This window comes from Pseudomonas sp. TSRC2-2 (assembly GCF_049897785.1).
Lineage (GTDB): Bacteria > Pseudomonadota > Gammaproteobacteria > Pseudomonadales > Pseudomonadaceae > Aquipseudomonas.
On record NZ_JAFCWZ010000012.1, the window covers coordinates 176780 to 195254 of the forward strand.

Below are 18475 nucleotides of genomic sequence, written 5' to 3' on the forward strand. Positions count from 1 at the left end.
ACCTTGAATTAGTAGTGCGACGAGGCTGGGCTGGCGTTGGCTGCATTCAGGTTTTCTGCCTGAAAGCCGCCGCCCAGCGCTTGCATCAGTTGAATCGACAGGTCGATCTGCTCGGCATTGAGCGTCGCCAGCTGACGCTGGGCCTGGAGCAATTGCTGCTCGATGCTGAGCACGTCCAGGTAGTTGCCGATGCCGGAACCGTAACGCTGGACTGCGGTGTTGTAAGAATCCTGAGCGATGTCGGTGGCGTGCTGCTGCGCGCCGATCTGCCGGCCGATATCGCGCAGCTGATTGATGGCGTCACCGACATCGCCGAGGGCTTTCACCAGACTTTTGTTGTACTGCGCCACGGCGAGGTCGTAATCGGCGTCACGCGCATCGAGGTTGGCGCGCAGGCGCCCGCCATCGAAGATCGGCAGCGACACGGTCGGCGCAATGTTGAAGAAACGGCTGGCCGAACCGAACATCGCGTCGCCCAAGAGAGACTCGGCACCGGCCGACGCACTCAGGTTGAGATTCGGATAAAACCGCGTCTTCGCTGCGTCGATATCCTTGCTCGCCGCCTCGACACGCCAGCGCGCCGCGACCAGATCCGGGCGACGGCCGAGCAGCTCGGCAGGCAACACCGATGGCACCGCGACGGCGCTGGCTTGCAGGACTTTTGGTCGAGCGATTTCGTTGCCGCGATCCGGGCCTTTGCCGAGCAATACCGCCAGTGCAACTTTTGCACTGTGCAGGCGTTTTTCCGCATCGATCAGGCTGGCCTGGGAACTGGCTTCCAGACTCTGGGTTTGCTGGAACTGGTACTGGCTGTCGATCCCCGAACTCAGGCGGCGCTGGCTCAGGTCGAGCATCTGCCGGGTGCGTTTGAGGTCTTCATTGGCCAGGTCATAAACGATATGCGCTTGCCCCAAATCGCTGTAAGCGCGGGCGACGTCAGCGGCGAGGGTCAACTGCGCAGCCTGACGATCGACTTCGGCGGCGCGCGCCTCACCGAGCGCGGCTTCCCAGGCATCACGCTGGCCGCCCCACAGGTCGAAGTTGTAATTGAAGCCGGCGCTGACATTGCGCACCGTCGAATAGGCGCCGCCCTGCCCCAGCGGATCCTGATCACGGGCCAGCCGCGAACGGCTGATGCCGGCGCTGGCGTCGAGGGTCGGATAGCGTTCGGCATCGGCGGCATACGCGGCGGCGCTGGCCTGATGGGCGCGGGCGGCGGCGATCGGCATGTCCGGGCTATCTTGCAGCGCTTCGCGGATCAGGCCGTCGAGCTGCGGATCGCCGAGGCTGGTCCACCAATCGCTCTTCGGCCACGCCGCCGGCGACAGGCTGACGCCGTCCAGAGACTGCGCTGTCTTCAGGTTCGCGGCGTCGAGTCGCTGACCTTCAGTATCGAGGCCGCTGTAGTTGGCGCAACCGGCGAGGATCATCGCCGACAGCAGCAGGGTCAGGCTGCTGCGCAAGGTTTTACCGCTCATTGTGATCACCTAAGCGCTGGAGGGTGATCGGGTCACCGGCCGCCAGCAGGATTTTCTTGAGGATGTATTCAAGGGTTTTCAGCTCTTCGCGGGAGATGGCACCGGCCAGTTCATTCATCGCATCGGCACCGATCTGCGGCAGGCGATCGGTCAGTTGCTGGCCCTGTCCGGTCAGCTTCAACTGCACCTGCCGGCGGTCGTCTTCGCTGCGTTGGCGCAGCAGAAAACCTTTCTGCTCCAGCCGATCGAGCATGCGCGTCATTGACCCGCTGTCCAGCGACAGGTGCCGGCACAGCTCGGCCGGAGTGTCGACGCCGAACTGGGCCATGATGATCAGCACCTTGAACTGCGCGGCGGTGATGCCATGGGGTTCCATGTGCGTGTCGATGATCCGGTCTTTGAGCAGCGCGGCACGGCCGAGCAACAGGCCGAGATGGCAATGCTTGAATTCATCGGGGGTGAAATGCTTCATCGATCCACCTGATAACTGCCTAGGCAGTGAATGTATGTCGAGATGTTACTGCCTAGGCAGCGAATGTCAACGCAATAGTTAGGCGGCTTAGTAATTAGTTGATCACAGAGTTCATTTTTGCGTTGCGCAGACGGAAGCCATCGTTAGCAGACTGGCTGCCACAGCGATCTGCGGCGAACACCACACTCGTGTGCGGCAAGGATCCAGTGTGGGAGTCACACTGCTAGCGATGGCAGCGACTTGGTTCAGAAGCAAACGCGGCTTGCAAAATCGCGTTTGTAAAGACGTCTAGCGGACTGCCAGCCCGCCGTCCGGCAAAAATGACAAGGTGACAGGCGGGTCGCTTTGTTACGGGGAGAGAGTGGCGAGAAACGTCGGCAAAACAGGATCACAGCATTCGGCAGGTCTAGGGATGGAAAACCAACCTCTAGTGCCGCCGGATCCTGTGATCCCTGTATCTTTCACCCGAGACGGGACGGCTGTGCAGGAATTGACGGATTCCAGCGAGGCATTGAACACTCGGGTACTGTCATACCAGCGATAACCAGTACCTACTCAGCGGCAGATCATTTGAATTTGCATTCACCCGGTGCAACGCCTGCACAACGTGGCAATACCGTGGCATCAGTCTGCTTTTGGTCAACCCAAGCCGAGCCAGCCGGTTTGGCCTGGCCGGAGGTTTTCAGTGCCATCCGTACGCCTTCCAGTTCAGGGCCAACGTAATCGCAGGCCACAAAGTTTTTGGGGTTGACGATGTAAGCTTCTTTGAAGACTACTTTAGCCAGGTCTCCCGCATCTGCGATCGGGTTCTCGCCGATCCACTGCACGCCATTAGCCGCCACGGCTTTATATTTAAAGCCGCCATACTCAGAGGCCTCTTGCTCAATTGCGCTGACTGCCGGGCAGGCATTACCTGCATAAGCATTAGTAATCAGGCCCAACATTACGACCAAAGCGGCAGAAATTTTCAAGGTAATACGCTTCATATTTACAGCTCCATTATTTAATCAGGATGGATCTTTCATCGAACACTTTTTTCCCTGACTTAACAGCCCGAGGATTCATGTCAGCTCAACGAAGACGAGACCATCCTAATACGAATTACTTCTGGAACACATGAATCAACACCACCTTAAAAACCTCAAAACATGTCGACCAACAGCATAAACAATTAATACAACACAATAATAACCAACAATTTTATTGATATAAAACAGTCACTTATTGGAAATATACACACATCTCAAAATCCGCTAAATCGCAAAAAGACCGAATTAACTTACAACACTCAAAGTTTCGCCCTGCAACATAAAGGAAGCTGACCTATAAGCTCGATCGAATATTCCTACAAACAATCTCGCCTCTTGAAGGCTCAAGAGGCGAGACAGTAAGACAATCCACTTAGTTGATCGGTTAAAAATCGCGCTTGTAGAAAATATCCAGCGAACTCGCCACGCCGCTCGCCGCTTCGACGTAGACCTTCTTGCTCAGTTTGTAGCGCAGGGCAATCGTGCTGGCCGGTTCGAAGACGCCGACGCCGTAACGCAGGCTGAGTTTTTCGGAGATGTTGCCGCTGGCAACGACGCTGGTGTCATTGCCGCTGCCCTGGGTGTCGAGCTGGAAATCCTCGATGCCCAGATCCTTGGCCAAACCACTGGTGACCCCGGCACTGCCCATCAGACCCAGGCCCAGCGCGGCTTGCGCGAGCATGTTGTTGTCTTCGCCGTTGGTGCTCAGCGGACGACCCAGCACCAGATACGAAAGTGCCTGTTCCTGGCTCATCGCCGGTTCGGAGAAGATTTGCGTGGTCGGCTGTTCGGCGCTGCCGCTCAGGCGAATGCCGGCGATCACGTCGTCGGTCTGGCGGATCGCTTCGATGTCCAGATACGGCTGGTCGACGGGGCCGGCGAACAGCAGACGCGCACGCCGCACCGTCAGGCGCTGGCCGTAGGCGCGATAGCGGCCGTCGTTGAGCCAGAGTTCGCCGCGGGTATCCATGTTGTCGCCGATGTGCACCTGACCCTGCAGATTGGCAGTCAGGCCGAAACCGGCGAAGCTCAGCTTGTCCTGGCCGACAATCACGTCGATGTCCATTTTCATCGCGATCGGCGGTTTGCCCTCTTCGGTCTGCGCGCCAACGATGATGGTGTCCTCGGAGACCTTCACGGTCGATGGCGGCAGCTCACGCACGGTGATTTCGCCTTTGGGCACAAGCACCTTGCCGGCAACCTTCAGCTCGTCGCCGGCCATGGAAATTTTCAGATCCGGGGCCATTTCGAGTTTGGCGTAAGGTTCGACGCTGACGGGCAATTGCGTGCCCTTGAGCGCAAGATCGACCACCAGCGCCTGCCCCCAGGCGACATTGCCATCGAGGCTGCCCTGGCCGGTCTTGCCGCTTTTCCAGCCGCCGTCCAGACGTACCGATTCGCCGGCGATCGCAGCGGTCAGTTGCAGGTTCTGCAGCTCGATCGGCAGTTCCGCGCCGGACACTTCGCCGTCGCTCAGTTGCACGGTGCCGTTGACCAACGGCGCGAGCAGGCCGCCGGAAAGCGTGCCGCTGCCGTTAAGACGCCCGGTGAGTTTTTCCACCATCGGCACAAACGGCCGCGCTACCGACAGGTCGAGACCGGAGAGGCGGAACGAGCCGCTCAGCGGTTTGTTTTTCGGCAGCGGATCAAGCTGCGCCCGCACCATCAATTCGCCGAGTTTGCCGCCGACAAAATCGAGTTCGGTATCGACGCGCTTGGGCGTGAGTTTGCTGCTGAGTTTGAGCGTCTGGTAGGGGAAATCCAGCCAGCGATCCTTGTCGCGCACGCGCAAAGTGCCGCCGCTGGCATCGACACTGACCACGCCGTTCGGGCCGCTCGCTGGCAGGTCCAGTTGCAGATCAGCGTTGAGCCGGCCCTGCCACGCGAAGTCTTTCGGCAGCCACTGCGCGAGGCTTTCGATCGGGAATTGCTTGAGGTGATAACGCAGTTTCGGCTCCGGCATCAGGCGCTGATCTTCACCACACAGGCTGGCGTTACCCGATAGCCAGCAATGCGCGCCGAAATTGATCTGGCCGTCCGACAGGCGCTCCAGTCTGGCAGGGCGTTGCAGCTTCCAGTCCTGACCACCGGCCTGAATGTCGCCACTGGCCAGGCGTCCGCGCCAGTTGCCCTTGTCCAGATTGCCGTCCAGACCCAGCGTCAGTTTCAGCTTCGGCCCGATCAAATCAAGGTTGAGTTTCTGGCTTTTGATATCGCCCTGAGCACTGGCAGTCAGGGTGCCCAGCGCGGTGTCGCCGGTCTGAATGCCGCTGCCTTTGAGATTGATCTTCGCCCGCTGCGCGCTGTCGAGCGTGGCGTCGAGGTTGAGGCTTTGCAGGCGGTTGTCCTGAAAGGCCAGTTGCGAGCCTTGCAGATCGAGCTTGCCCTGCGGCGCTTTCAGCGTACCGGCAACGTTGACCTGACCGTTGACCTGCCCGCGCAATTGCGGCCAGAGCTGGGCCAGACGCGGCAACTTGATGTCGATCTGGCCGCCGAGTTTGTCCTGCAGGCCGCCCTTGCCGTTGATGCTGTTGTCGCCGAGGCGGATTTGCAGGGCGTTGAGGTTCCACCGCTCGCCGGCGCCGTCAGCCTTGGCCTGCAGAATCGCCGGTTGCCCGCGCAGTTTGCCTTTGAGGTCGAGGTCGGCGCTGAGGCTGAGCTGATCATTCTTCATCTCGCCTTTGCTCCTCAACGGCCCGGCCAGCGTGCCCGGCAGCTCCGCGACCCAGTACGCCGGGTTGAGCGCCGACAGGTCCAGCGCGGTATCCCAGGCGATGCCGTCGGCGAAGCGCACATTGACATGCCCTTCGGCCTTGCCCTGCCCGGCTTGCATGATCAGTTGCGGCAAGGCGATCTGTTCAAGGTTGCCGCTGAACGGACTGCTGAGGGTGAACGCCCCGGCCGGGCCATCCAGCGCAGCGTCGAAGTTGCCGAGGTACTGACCGTCGGTGTAGGACACTTCGCCAGTGAGAGTACGCAACGTGACTTGCGGCTCGTCGATCTCTGGATAGAGCCGGTGCCACGGAAAGTCTTGCCAGTTGACATTGGCCTGAGCGCTGAGGCCTTTGCTCCAGTCGAGATTGCCGGTGAGCTTGAGGCTTTGCGTGTCGTTGGCGTTGAGGTCGAGCCCGGCGATCTGCGCACCATTGGCGTCGACCTTGCCTTTTAGCAGCAGCGCCACCGGGGATTTGTCGGCGGGCAGCGTGGCATTGCCGAGCAGTTGGTAACCGTTTTTCAGGTCGCCTTCGCCCGTGAGCACAAGCTGATTGAATTGCAGGGTGTCCGGCAGATCGGCGCTCGGCTTGAACGCGTCGCTGGTGATACGCAGCCTGGCCGGAAGGTTTTCGGCCAACGCTTGCAGTTCTCCGTTCAACTGGCCGTCGAGGTAGCCTCGGCTGTCGGCGTGCAGGTTAAGGGTTTTCAGCAGGTCGCCGTCGACCTTCAGCGCCAGCGTCCACGGCTCGTTGCCCGGAGCGGGCAAAGTCAAATCGCCTTGAATATTCAGCGGCCAGTTGCCGCTCGGTTGCAGCAGGCCGGAGAGGTTCAGGCTGAGTTCGTCGCGCTGCAATTTCACGCTGTCGATCTGCAGGCCCTGTGCGGTCCAGTGCGCCGCCAGTTGCAGGCCCCTGAGCTGTTCGCTGCCGTTGAACAACAGGCTGCCGACCTCGACATCGCCCAGTTCGACAGCCAGCGGCAATTGCAGGTCCGGCAGTTTGACCGGGCCGCTCTCGGTGGTTTCTTCGCTCGGCGGGAATTGCAGGATCACCTGATTGGCCTTGAGCTGATCGATGCACAAAGTCATGCGCGTCAGGCACAGCGGCGACCAGGCGAAGATTGCCTTGTCCAGCTCGACACGGCTGGTGTCCTGCTGCCAGACCAAGTGATCGGCGCTCCATTGCCCAGCGAGGCGACCGTGGAAATTTTCCACGCTCAGGCCCGGCACCAGACCCAGCACCCAGCGGCTGCCCGCCTGCGTGCCAAGCAACGAGGCGAGGCTCAAGACGATCAACAAGACCAGCGCCAACAGCGTCAGCGCCGTTATTTTCACACCACGCTTCACAGCTCAGGCCCCATGGAAAAGTGCAGCCGGATGCCGCCGTCGTCGTCCAGCGCATGGGCCAGGTCAAGGCGGATCGGCCCGACCGGTGAGACCCAGCGCACACCCACACCGACCCCGGTCTTGAGGTCGGGCAGTTCGAGTTTATTGAAAGAGTTGCCCTGGTCGACGAAGGTCGCGACGCGCCATTTCTCGGCAATCGAATACTGATACTCGACGCTGCCGGCAATCATGTAACGGCCACCGATGCGGTCGCCGTCAGAGTTTTTCGGCGACAGGCTCTGGTAGTCATAACCGCGCACGCTCTGATCGCCACCGGCGAAGAAGCGCAGCGACGGCGGTATCGAGTTGTAGCCATTGGCGGCGCTGCCGCCGACCTGCACGCGACCGAGCAAGCGATGCTTGTCAAACACCGTCGTCAGGCCCTTGACCAGCGCGGTGCCATATAAAAGGTTGTTGTCCGATCCCAGTCCTTCCTTGGCCACTTTGCTTTCGAAGCTCAGGCGATAGCCATTTCGCGGGTCGATGCGGTTATCGCTCTTAAGGTACGAATAGCTGATACCGGGCATCAACAAGGTGCTCAGGCCCGAGTCGTCGCCGAGTTCGTATTCTTCGCGCTGCCATTTCAACGAGATCACCCGCTGCCAGCCGCTGGGGAGCTTGCTGTGCCATTCGGGGCCGAAGGTCAGCAGCTTGCTGAGGGTGTCGGAGCCTTCGATGTCTTCGAACTGATAGCCGCCGGCCCAGCGCAGTTTGTCAGTCAATGGCGGGTCGAGCGGAATGTCGTAGAACAGCCCGACGTTTTGCCGTGGCGCTGAAAGCTCGGCTTCCCAACCATAACTGTCGCCCTGCGGATTGACCCAGTGGCGCGTCCAGTTGGCTTTGATGCGCGGGCCGACGTCGGTCGAGTAACCGAGGCCCAGGCCCATGGTGCGAGGTTTGCGCGTGTCGAGTTTGACGTCGACCGGGATCACCTGGCCTTCGGCCGCCGTCGGTGCCGCGTCGACGCGCACGCCTTCGAAATAGCCGCTCGATTGCAGGTCGCGGTTGAGTTCGGCGATCAGTTCGGAATCATAAGGCTCGCCGGCCTTGAACGGCACCATGCGTTGCAACAGGTCTTCGTCGAACGGCGTATCGCCCTCGAAACTGACTTTGCCCAGCGCATAACGCGGGCCGCTGTCGTAGATCAATTCGATATCGGCCACACCTGCGCGCGGATCGACCATAAGTTTTTGACTGGTAAAGCGCCCGCTGAAATAACCGAAACGCGAGGCCTGATTCTGGATCAGCCGTTTGGCGTCCTCGTAACGGCCGTGGTTGAGCACAGCACCGGACTTGAGCAGGTCGCTTTTCGGCACGCGGAAAGATTTGAGTGAGGCCGCCGGGCCGTCGACGCGGACGGTGACGTTGCGCAGGCGAATCGGCTCGCCGGGATCGATGTTGAGCACCAGTCGCGGTTTTTCTCCGCCCTTGACGTCACTGTCGATCTGCGGCTGATAGTAGCCCAGCGCTTGCGCTGCTTTGCGCGCCTGCTCTTCGGCGCCGCGACTGAAGCGCAGCAAGGCTTCTTCGTCGCGATCGCCGAGGCTGCCGATATAGCCTTCTATATTGGCTTTGAGTTCATCGTTGGACGGCTTGATCCGTACATCCAATTCACTTTGCGCCAGCGCCGCGCAGCTGGATAACAGCATCAGCACGCCGCTGGTAAATCTTCGTGGAAACTTCATAGGCGCGGATGCTATCACGGGCTCGGGAGCCTGATAGAACAGCAAATTTCCCAAGGAGTTCTACGGTTAACCCGTTGCTGTTTGTAACACCTGCGGATTGGCGTGAAAAAATACGTGTTCGCGCACCGGCCCGACGGCAACCTCGCCGATCTCCTGATAACCCTGCCTTTTATAGAAATCCAGGTAGCGCGGGTTGCCAGTGTCGAGCACCACGCCTTGTGAGGTTTCATCAACCGCGCACCAATTGTGCACGGCAGTGAGCAGTTGTTCGCCGTAGTGTTGGCCTTGAAACTGCGGATGCACGCCAAGCAACGGCAGCATGTGCACCGAGTCACCGGGCACGCACGCGGCAACGGCATCGTGGTATTCCAGATAACGCCGGGTGCAGCGAAAACCGGTGCTGAGCACCATGCGCAGGCGCCACGCCCAGCTTTCGGTAACACCCAGGCGCCGTTGCGGCGGTGCGATCAGGGCGATGCCGATCAGGCGGTCGTTGACCAACAGGCCGATCGCTGGCAAATCCTGGAGAAAATGCTGTTTGACCAGCTCGCGGACTGTGGCGCGCACGCGTTGTTCGTAGCCGGGGCGTTCAGCTTCGAACAGATAGCCGAAGGTCGGCTCGTGGCGATAGGCCTGATACAGCAACGAGCGGGCTTCGCGCGAATAGCCGCGGTCGAGCATGTGGATGTCGGCAACGGCGGACTGGGTTTCAGGCATTGCAGTGATTCTCCCCGGGGTGCGCTCGGAGGCTGGCGCGCTTGATGGTACGAACCTTGGGCGGGTGTGGTGGTTCCCCTGACAGGGTAGACCAGCCCTGGATCTTCATCGACCGGCCGGACGCCTTCGCGAGCAGGCTCGCTCCCGAATTTCGATCGCATTTCCCTGTGGGAGCGAGCTTGCTCGCGAAGAGGCCCTTACAGGCAGCACAAATCCCACAGGCCAAAATGATTTGTCCCACACTGGCCCATCTCCCCCATGTCAGCTAGCATCGCCCTTTTGCCAGGACTGCCGACCATGAAGATTGTTTCCTTCAACATCAACGGACTGCGTGCCCGTCCGCATCAGCTGGCAGCGCTGATCGAAAAACATCAGCCCGACGTGATCGGCCTGCAGGAAACCAAGGTTCACGACGACCAGTTCCCCCTCGAAGACATCCGCGCCCTTGGCTATCACGTGCACTTCCATGGCCAGAAGGGCCATTACGGTGTCGCCCTGCTCTCGCGCAACGAACCGATCGCGATTCACAAAGGTTTCATCACCGACGAAGAAGACGCGCAGCGTCGTTTCATCTGGGGCACTTTCGCTGACGACAATGGCGTGCCGGTGACGATCATGAACGGCTATTTCCCACAAGGTGAAAGCCGCGATCACCCGACCAAATTCCCCGCCAAACAGCGCTTCTACAGCGACCTGCAAGCGCTGCTGGAAAGCCAGTTCCACAATGAACAGCCACTGGTGGTGATGGGCGATGTGAACATTTCCCCGGAAGACTGCGACATCGGCATCGGCCCGGACAACATGAAGCGCTGGCTGAAAACCGGCAAATGCAGCTTCCTGCCCGAGGAACGCGAATGGATGGCGCGCCTGAAGAATTGGGGCCTGACCGACAGCTATCGTCACCTCAACCCCGACGTGACCGATATGTTCAGTTGGTTCGACTACCGCAGCCGTGGCTTTGAAGACGAGCCTAAGCGTGGGCTGCGGATTGACGTGATTCTGGCTTCCCACGGTTTGCTGCCACGGGTCAAGGATGCCGGCGTGGACTACGAACTGCGCGGCATGGAAAAGCCATCGGACCATGCGCCGATCTGGCTTGAGCTGGCCTGATTTTCAACCGCCACAATTCCCCTGTGGGAAATCAGTGTCATCTGGAGGTCATCTTTCTGACTTAATCTCCCCGGCAATCCCCTTGGCTTGATTCGGTGCCGGCATGACCCTGCGTGTTATCTGCGTTTTCCTGTTGAGTGGCTGGCTGTCCGTTTACGCGGCCGCCCTGCCGATCCCCGAAAACGGCTTGGCATTACGCATTCAGGGTTCCAATACCATCGGCGCCGAACTCGGCCCGGCGCTGATCGAAGGCCTTTTGCACGAACAAGGCCTCCTGAAAAACCACCGCGAAACCCCGGACACCGCCAACGAACAACGCATCATCGGCCAGACCGCACAAGGCCAACGCGTTGTCATCGAAGTTGCCGCCCACGGCTCCAGCACCGGTTTTGCTGCGTTGAAAAACGCCAGCGCCGATCTGGCCGCCTCCTCCCGCGAGATCAAGGACAGCGAACTGCTCGCCCTGCAGACCCTCGGCGACCTGAAAAGTCCGGCGGCCGAGCAAGTCATTGCGATCGACGGCCTGGCGATCATCCTCAACCCGGCCAATCCGCTACAGCAGTTGAGCACCGAGCAATTGGCGCGAGTGTTTGCCGGCGAAGTGAAAACCTGGGAAGACATCGGTGGCCGTGGCGGCGCCATACATTTGTATGCGCGGGATGACCAGTCGGGGACGTACGACACGTTCAAGGAGCTGGTGCTGAGCCACCGTGGGAAAAGTCTGAGCAGCGCAGCGAAACGTTTCGAATCCAGCGAGCAATTGTCCGATGCGGTCAGCGCCGATCCGCAAGGTATCGGCTTCATTGGTTTGCCTTACGTGCGTCAGGCCAAAGCCGTGGCAATTGCCGATGGCGCCTCGCAAGCAATGCTGCCGCTGAACAGTCTGATCGCCACTGAAGACTATCCGCTGTCGCGGCGTTTGTTCTTTTATCTACCGCCGGACAGCCGCAATCAATGGGCTCAGGCGTTAGCCAAATTTGCACAGAGCCCACGGGGGCAGGCGATCGTTGCGGCCAGCGGGTTCGTCAGTCAGACCGTGCAGGCCATGAGCGTGGCGCCGAATGCGCTGATGCCCGAGGGTTATCAATCCCTCAGCCGGCATGCCCAGCGTCTGACAGTGAATTTCCGTTTTGCCGAGGGTAGCGCCAGTCTGGACAACAAGGCGCGGCAGGATCTGGCGCGGGTGCTCGACTATATAAAGCGTAATGGCAAGACCGATCGGGCGGTAACGCTGGTGGGCTTTGGTGACCTCAAGGACGACCCGGCGCGGGCCGATCTGCTGTCGAAGCTGCGGGCGATGGCGGTGCGTCGCGAGCTGGTCAAGAACGGCGTGGTGCTGCGCGAAGTGCGCGGCTTCGGCGCGCTGATGCCGGTGGCGACCAACAGTGCGGATGAAGGAAGGATCAAGAATCGGCGGGTTGAGGTTTGGGTGTATTGACCCGGATCCTGTGGTGGTGAATTCGAAGCCCCCTTCGCGAGCAAGCCCGCTCCCACATTTTGAGCGCATTTCAAATGGACGAATGCGGTCGAATGTGTGAGCGGGCTTGCTCGCGAAGAACGATGACGCGGTCTCGGATCAGCGCTCGCTACGCAGCATTTCCTTCGGCACATACTTGCCGATTTCGAACTTGCCGATCGCCGCGCGGTGCACTTCGTCCGGGCCGTCGGCCAGGCGCAGGGTGCGCTGCATGGCGTACATGTAGGCCAGCGGGAAATCGTTCGACACCCCTGCTCCGCCATGCATTTGAATCGCCCGGTCGATCACGCGCAAGGCGACGTTCGGCGCCACCACCTTGATCTGCGCGATCTCGCTCTTTGCTACTTTATTGCCAACGGTGTCCATCATGTACGCCGCTTTCAACGTGAGCAGGCGGGCCATGTCGATCTCCATCCGCGAGTCGGCGATCTTGTCGATGTTGCCGCCCAGACGCGCCAATGGTTTGCCGAACGCAGTGCGGCTCACCGAGCGTTTGCACATCAATTCCAGCGCCCGTTCAGCCATGCCGATCGAGCGCATGCAGTGGTGAATCCGCCCTGGGCCAAGGCGACCCTGGGCGATTTCGAAGCCGCGTCCTTCACCGAGCAGGACGTTTTCGTACGGCACCCGCACGTTGTCGAACAGCACTTCGGCGTGACCGTGCGGCGCGTCATCGTAGCCAAACACCGGCAGCGGCCGGACGATTTTCACCCCCGGAGTGTCGACCGGTACGAGGATCATCGAGTGCTGGGCGTGGCGCGGCGCGTCGGGGTTGCTCAGGCCCATGAAGATCAGAATCTTGCAGCGCGGATCGCAGGCACCGGAGGTCCACCACTTTTTGCCGTTGATCACCCACTGATCGCCATCGCGCACGGCACGGGCGGCCATGTTGGTCGCATCGGAAGACGCCACATCAGGCTCGGTCATGGCGAACGCCGAACGAATCTCGCCGCGCAGCAGCGGTTCGAGCCAGCGCTGTTTCTGTTCTTCGTTGGCGTAACGCACCAGCACTTCCATGTTGCCGGTGTCCGGCGCCGAGCAGTTGAACGGCTCGGGCCCCAGCAGGGAGCGACCCATGATTTCCGCCAGCGGCGCGTATTCAAGATTGCTCAGGCCGGCACCCAGCTCGGACTCAGGCAAAAACAGATTCCACAGACCCTCAGCCTTGGCCTTGGCTTTGAGCTCTTCCATGATCGCGGTCGGCTGCCAGCGATCGCCCTCGGCGACCTGGCGTTCGAACACGGCTTCGGCCGGGTAAACGTAAGTGTCCATGAACGCGGTCACGCGCTCACGCAGTTCTTGCACCTTGGGCGAATAAGCGAAATCCATGGGTATTTACCTTCTCGGGCAGAGGTTGTTCAAGTCATGCAATCGATGCTAGAACAGCGTTGATCATTTACCTAGCCTATTCTCGGCGTGTATAAACATTCATCACCAATATATGATCCGCTGATCGTCAGCCCCAAAACACTTGCACTAATAACAAGAGAAGCCGCGTTATGAATCTGAGCAAGGTCGACCTCAACCTTTTCATCGTCTTCGACGCGATCTACACCGAAGCCAACCTGACCCGCGCCGGGCAAATTGTCGGCATCACCCAGCCAGCGGTGTCCAACGCCCTGGCACGGTTGCGCGAGACGTTTAACGACCCGCTCTTCGTGCGCACCGCTCAAGGCATGGTGCCGACGCCGATGGCGCAGAACATCATCGGCCCGGTGCGCAATGCCCTGTCGCTGCTGCGCGTGTCGGTGCATGAAAGTCGCATCTTCAACCCGGCGCAGGCAGTCAAGACTTACCGCATCAGCATGACCGACCTCACGGAAGCGATCATTCTGCCACCACTGTTCCAGCGTCTGCGCCGCCTCGCGCCGACGGTGATCATTGAAAGCTTTTTATCGAAACGCCGGGAAACCACCAAGGAACTGGCCGCCGGACGGTTGGATTTCGCCGTCGATGCGCCGCTCAACACCGACCCGCAGGTGCGCCACGTCAAACTGATGGACGACCGTTATGTCTGCGCCATGCGCAAGGGCCATCCGATGGCGGGCAAGGAAAAACTCAGCCTCGATGATTATCTGTCGCTGACCCACATCCATATCTCCAGCCGCCGCAGCGGTCTGGGTTATGTCGATCTGGCACTGGGCAAAATGGGCATTCAGCGCAAGATCGCCCTGCGTTCGCAGCACTATCTGATGGCTTCGCAAGTGATGCAGCAGACCGACATGGTCATGACCGTGCCGGAACGCTTCGCCCGCCGCCATGACCTGCAATCGTTCAATTTGCCGGTGAATGATGTGCCGTCGGTGGAAACGCATTTGTACTGGCATGAAAGTACGGACCAGGACCCGGCCAATCGCTGGATGCGCGAGCAGATGATCGAGTTGTGCCAACAGGTGACGGCACAGGAGAAGAAGCTGGAGAAGGTGTAGGACACGACACCGTGTCACCGTTCTTCGCGAGCAAGCCCGCTCCGACATTGGATTGCATTTCATCTGGAGGAACGCGTGTGCGGGCTTGCTCGCGAGGAGGCCTGCACAGACAACAGCAAATCCATCCCGCTTGACGTAAACGTAAACCTCCGATTAGCTTAGCGCCATGCCCCCTTTCCGAGCGCTTTCATGAGCAGTCAGACCTACAGCATTTCCGATCTCGCCCGCGAGCTGGACATCACCACCCGGGCGATCCGCTTTTATGAAGAGCAAGGCCTGCTCAGCCCCGAGCGTCGTGGCCAGGAACGCATCTATTCACCGCGCGACAAGGTCACCCTGAAGCTGATCCTGCGCGGCAAGCGCATCGGTTTTTCCCTGGCCGAATGCCGCGAGCTGATCGAACTCTACGACCCGTCCAGCGGTAACACCCGACAGTTGAACAGCATGCTGGCGAAAATCAGCGAACGCCGCGAACAGCTCGAACAGCAGTTGCTGGATATCGAACAGATGAAGCTCGAACTGGATACAGCCGAAGAGCGCTGCGTGCAGGCGCTGGAGCAGACGCTCAAGAGCCAGCAAGCGATTTAACGAATCACCGCTTCCCCTGTGGGAGCGAGCTTGCTCGCGAATGCATCTGTCATCCAGCATTGACGGTGACTGACGCTACGCTTTCGCAAGCAGCTCGCTCCCGCAGGGTTCTTCGTGAACCCGAAAAAACAGGCAGGTCCCGCCATGTCCCTCCCCTCCCAAGTACGCCTGATCGAAGTCGGCCCGCGCGATGGCCTGCAGAACGAAGCCCAGCCGATCAGCGTCGCTGACAAGGTGCAACTGGTCGACGCGTTGAGCAACGCCGGGCTTGGCTATATCGAAGTCGGCAGTTTCGTCTCGCCCAAATGGGTGCCGCAGATGGCCGGGTCCGCCGAGGTGTTTGCGCAGATCCAGCGCAAGCCCGGCGTGACCTACGGTGCGCTGGCGCCGAATCTGCGCGGTTTTGAAGATGCGCTCGCGGCCGGGGTCAAGGAGGTCGCGGTGTTTGCCGCCGCGTCCGAAGCGTTCTCGCAGCGCAACATCAACTGCTCGATCAGCGAAAGCCTGGCGCGGTTTGCGCCGATCATGGAAGCGGCGAAACAGCACGGCGTTACCGTGCGCGGTTACGTTTCCTGTGTGCTGGGCTGTCCGTATGAAGGCACGGTTGCGCCGGAGCAAGTGGCGATGGTTGCGCGCGAGTTGTACACGATGGGCTGCTACGAAGTGTCGCTGGGCGACACCATCGGCACCGGCACGGCGGGCGCCACCCGGCGGCTGTTCGAGGTGGTGTCGGCGCACGTGCCACGGGGCAAACTCGCCGGGCATTTCCACGACACCTACGGCCAGGCCATGACCAATATCTATGCCAGCCTGCTCGAAGGCATTGCGGTGTTCGACAGCTCTATCGCCGGGCTCGGCGGCTGCCCTTACGCCAAAGGCGCAAGCGGTAACGTCGCCACAGAAGACGTGGTGTACCTGCTCAATGGCTTGGGCATCGAGACCGGTATCGACCTGGACGCCTTGATTGCCGCGGGCCAGCAGATCAGTGCAGTCCTCGGTCGCCCCACCGGTTCGCGGGTGGCCAAGGCACGCAGCGCCCAGTGAGGTGTTACCGCTGCGTCAGCAATGTGGGCAAAAGCGAGTAACACGGAAACAAATTGTCTGGCTTTGCCCAAAGCTGAAAAAGCCTGAAAATCCTAAGATGTTGATTTAAAAGGATTTTTAAAAGTTGGCACGACACCTGCTATCTCTATCGCATAACAAGAATAAAAAGCCGCAAACCAATAAAAACAAGACGAAACGACTCTGACATAACAAGAACAACACGGCAGAGACGCAGCTAACAGATTTTTTTGGAGAAGGTGTGCTTTTCAGGGTGCTCTCAGGAGTGACCCGCAACCGGGCAGAGAACAATAAAACTACCTTCAGGTAGCTCCCGAATCGGTTGGATCGTTAAACGAGAAAGCAGATCAGCGCTCAAAAAAATACGTTTGCTCTTGACCCCGGATGGGGGTCGCCAAAAAGCTGTACAGGGCCACGGTTGCCAAAAACAACAACAGACCGACCCTCAATAATAAAAAGAGCACGCAACGACAAATTAAAGGGGAGCCTCGGCTCCCCTTTGTGCTTTCTGTAATTTCTGAAATATTCCCTAATTTCCTTGTGGGAGCAGGCTTGCTCCCACATTTGATCTACATCAGACCTGCCTTTCACGCAGCTCTTCGATACTGATGTCCCGCATGCGAAATTTCTGGATCTTCCCCGTCACCGTCATCGGAAACGCTTCGACAAACTTGAAGTAACGCGGCGTCTTGAAGTGGGCGATACGTTCCTTGCACCAGGCTTGCAGCTCCAGCTCCGAGGCGCTGTGGCCGGGGTGGAATTTGATCCAGGCGACGATTTCTTCACCGTAGCGCGAGCACGGAATGCCGATCACCTGCACATCCGCTACCGCCGGGTGGGTGAAGAAGAATTCCTCCAGCTCACGCGGATAAACGTTCTCGCCGCCACGAATGATCATGTCCTTGTTCCGCCCGGCGATGTTGACGTAACCCTCCTCGTTCATGCTCGCCAGGTCGCCCGTGTGCATCCATCCCGCCTCATCGATGGCTTCGGCAGTAGCCTGCGGGTTGTTCCAGTAGCCGAGCATCACGCTGTAACCGCGCGTGCACAATTCGCCGATGGTGCCGCGTGGCACGACGTTGCCAGCGTCGTCGATGATCTTGCTTTCCAGTTGCGGCTGGGTGCGGCCGACGGTGGTGACGCGCAATTCCAGGTCATCCGCCGGCCCGGTCTGCAGCGACACCGGACTGGTTTCGGTCATGCCGTAGGCGATCTGCACTTCGCTCATGTGCATCTCGTTGATCACCCGGCGCATGACCTCGATAGGACAGGTCGCGCCGGCCATGATCCCGGTGCGCAGGCTCGATAAATCAAAGGTCTGCCGCTGCGGCTGATCGAGCATGGCGATGAACATGGTCGGCACACCGTACAGCGCCGTGGCCTGTTCTTCCGCTACTGCTTGCAGCGTCAGCGCCGGATCGAAAGCATCGTTGGGGTAAATCATCGTACTGCCATGGGTGACGCAACCGAGGTTGCCCATGACCATGCCGAAGCAGTGATACAGCGGCACTGGAATCACCAGTCGATCGTCAGCCGTCAGGCCGAGGCTTTCGCCGACCATGTAACCGTTGTTGAGAATGTTGTAGTGGCTGAGGGTTGCGCCCTTGGGGAAGCCGGTAGTGCCGGAGGTGTACTGGATGTTCACTGGCTGATCGAAATGCAGGCTGGCGCTACGCTCGCGCAGTTGATCGGGCGAGACGCTGGCGGCCAGCTCGCTCAATCGTGACCACGGCAGAAAACCGGCTGGCGGATTTGCATCGAGGCTGATCACGCCGCGCAAGTCCGGCAGGCGTTCGCTGCGCAGGTGACCGATGGCGTGATCGGCCAGTTCCGACGCCAGGCTCTGGAGCATTTCGTGATAGTTCGAGGTTTTGAACGCGCCCGCACAGACGAGCCATTGGCAGCCGGATTGCTTGAGCACGTATTCCAGTTCGGAGCTGCGATAGGCGGGATTGATGTTGACCAGGATCACGCCGATCTTCGCCGTGGCGAACTGGATAATGCACCACTGCGCGCAATTCGGCGCCCAGATGCCGAGGCGATCGCCCGTCTGCAAACCAAGTGCGAGCAAAGCGCTGGCCTGCTCGTCCACCGCTTCGGCAAGTTGCCGCCAGGAGTAACGCAACTGCTGATGGCGCACCACCAACGCCTCACCGTCCGGGTGTTGCGCGACAGTCTGATCGAAGCGCTGGCTGATGGTCATCGCCAGCAAAGCTTTGTCCTGAGTACCACGGCTGTAGCTGCGCTGCGGGTTTGCACTGGGTTGATCCATGACGACCCCTATTATCTTTATTAATGGGTTGGCCAGATTTAATCCCAGTGGGAGCGAA

The 18475-nt window shown here is 59.8% G+C and carries 13 protein-coding genes; 5 read left to right on the forward strand and 8 right to left on the reverse strand.

The features are described 5' to 3' along the window. Positions 1-8: 8 nt before the first annotated feature. The 6 genes from ACP7D9_RS23420 to ACP7D9_RS23445 form a co-directional block, all read right to left on the reverse strand. Positions 9-1478, reverse strand: coding sequence for an efflux transporter outer membrane subunit (locus tag ACP7D9_RS23420; protein ID WP_426159736.1), 1470 nt, complete (start codon positions 1476-1478; stop codon positions 9-11). Beyond that, on the reverse strand, positions 1468-1950 hold the full coding sequence (locus ACP7D9_RS23425; RefSeq protein ID WP_426159737.1) for a MarR family winged helix-turn-helix transcriptional regulator: 483 nt from the start codon (positions 1948-1950) through the stop codon (positions 1468-1470). Before ACP7D9_RS23425 ends, ACP7D9_RS23420 begins: the two co-directional genes overlap by 11 nt. A gap of 566 nt (positions 1951-2516) precedes the next feature. Next, complete coding sequence (locus tag ACP7D9_RS23430) at positions 2517-2936, reverse strand: hypothetical protein (RefSeq protein ID WP_426159738.1); 420 nt, start codon at positions 2934-2936, stop codon at positions 2517-2519. 427 nt (positions 2937-3363) lie between these two features. Then, positions 3364-7038: a translocation/assembly module TamB domain-containing protein gene (locus tag ACP7D9_RS23435; protein ID WP_426159739.1), complete on the reverse strand. Its 3675-nt coding sequence runs from the start codon at positions 7036-7038 to the stop codon at positions 3364-3366. After that, entirely contained in the window at positions 7035-8762 is a 1728-nt protein-coding gene (locus ACP7D9_RS23440) for an autotransporter assembly complex protein TamA (protein ID WP_426159740.1), read from the reverse strand. The genes ACP7D9_RS23435 and ACP7D9_RS23440 overlap by 4 nt, the downstream gene beginning before the upstream one ends. 66 nt (positions 8763-8828) lie before the next feature. Continuing rightward, entirely contained in the window at positions 8829-9479 is a 651-nt protein-coding gene (locus ACP7D9_RS23445; protein ID WP_101159132.1) for a GNAT family N-acetyltransferase, read from the reverse strand. A 297-nt stretch (positions 9480-9776) separates the two neighbouring features. Here ACP7D9_RS23445 and xthA point away from each other — a divergent pair, with 297 nt between their 5' ends. Together xthA and ACP7D9_RS23455 are read left to right on the forward strand one after the other, a co-directional pair. Further along, positions 9777-10589, forward strand: a complete 813-nt coding sequence (gene xthA, locus ACP7D9_RS23450; RefSeq protein ID WP_426159741.1) for an exodeoxyribonuclease III — start codon at positions 9777-9779, stop codon at positions 10587-10589. A 103-nt stretch (positions 10590-10692) separates the two neighbouring features. Continuing rightward, the gene (locus ACP7D9_RS23455) at positions 10693-12027 is read left to right on the forward strand and encodes a substrate-binding domain-containing protein (RefSeq protein WP_426159742.1); all 1335 of its coding nucleotides are present in this window, start codon (positions 10693-10695) and stop codon (positions 12025-12027) included. A gap of 138 nt (positions 12028-12165) precedes the next feature. On the opposite strand, the gene ACP7D9_RS23460 is transcribed toward ACP7D9_RS23455, so the two are convergent. Beyond that, positions 12166-13395 carry an acyl-CoA dehydrogenase gene (locus ACP7D9_RS23460; RefSeq protein ID WP_101159135.1) on the reverse strand — a complete coding sequence of 410 codons (1230 nt, stop codon included), beginning with the start codon at positions 13393-13395 and terminating at the stop codon, positions 12166-12168. A 170-nt stretch (positions 13396-13565) separates the two neighbouring features. Here ACP7D9_RS23460 and ACP7D9_RS23465 point away from each other — a divergent pair, with 170 nt between their 5' ends. The 3 genes from ACP7D9_RS23465 to ACP7D9_RS23475 all read left to right on the forward strand — a co-directional run bounded on the left by ACP7D9_RS23465 (position 13566) and on the right by ACP7D9_RS23475 (position 16127). Continuing rightward, positions 13566-14495: a LysR family transcriptional regulator gene (locus ACP7D9_RS23465; protein WP_426159743.1), complete on the forward strand. Its 930-nt coding sequence runs from the start codon at positions 13566-13568 to the stop codon at positions 14493-14495. Between the two features lie 189 nt (positions 14496-14684). Next, entirely contained in the window at positions 14685-15083 is a 399-nt protein-coding gene (locus ACP7D9_RS23470) for a MerR family transcriptional regulator (RefSeq protein ID WP_101159136.1), read from the forward strand. A 144-nt stretch (positions 15084-15227) separates the two neighbouring features. Next, positions 15228-16127: a hydroxymethylglutaryl-CoA lyase gene (locus ACP7D9_RS23475; RefSeq protein ID WP_426159744.1), complete on the forward strand. Its 900-nt coding sequence runs from the start codon at positions 15228-15230 to the stop codon at positions 16125-16127. Positions 16128-16719: 592 nt separating this feature from the next. On the opposite strand, the gene ACP7D9_RS23480 is transcribed toward ACP7D9_RS23475, so the two are convergent. Continuing rightward, on the reverse strand, positions 16720-18417 hold the full coding sequence (locus ACP7D9_RS23480; protein ID WP_426159745.1) for an AMP-binding protein: 1698 nt from the start codon (positions 18415-18417) through the stop codon (positions 16720-16722). Positions 18418-18475: the final 58 nt, after the last annotated feature.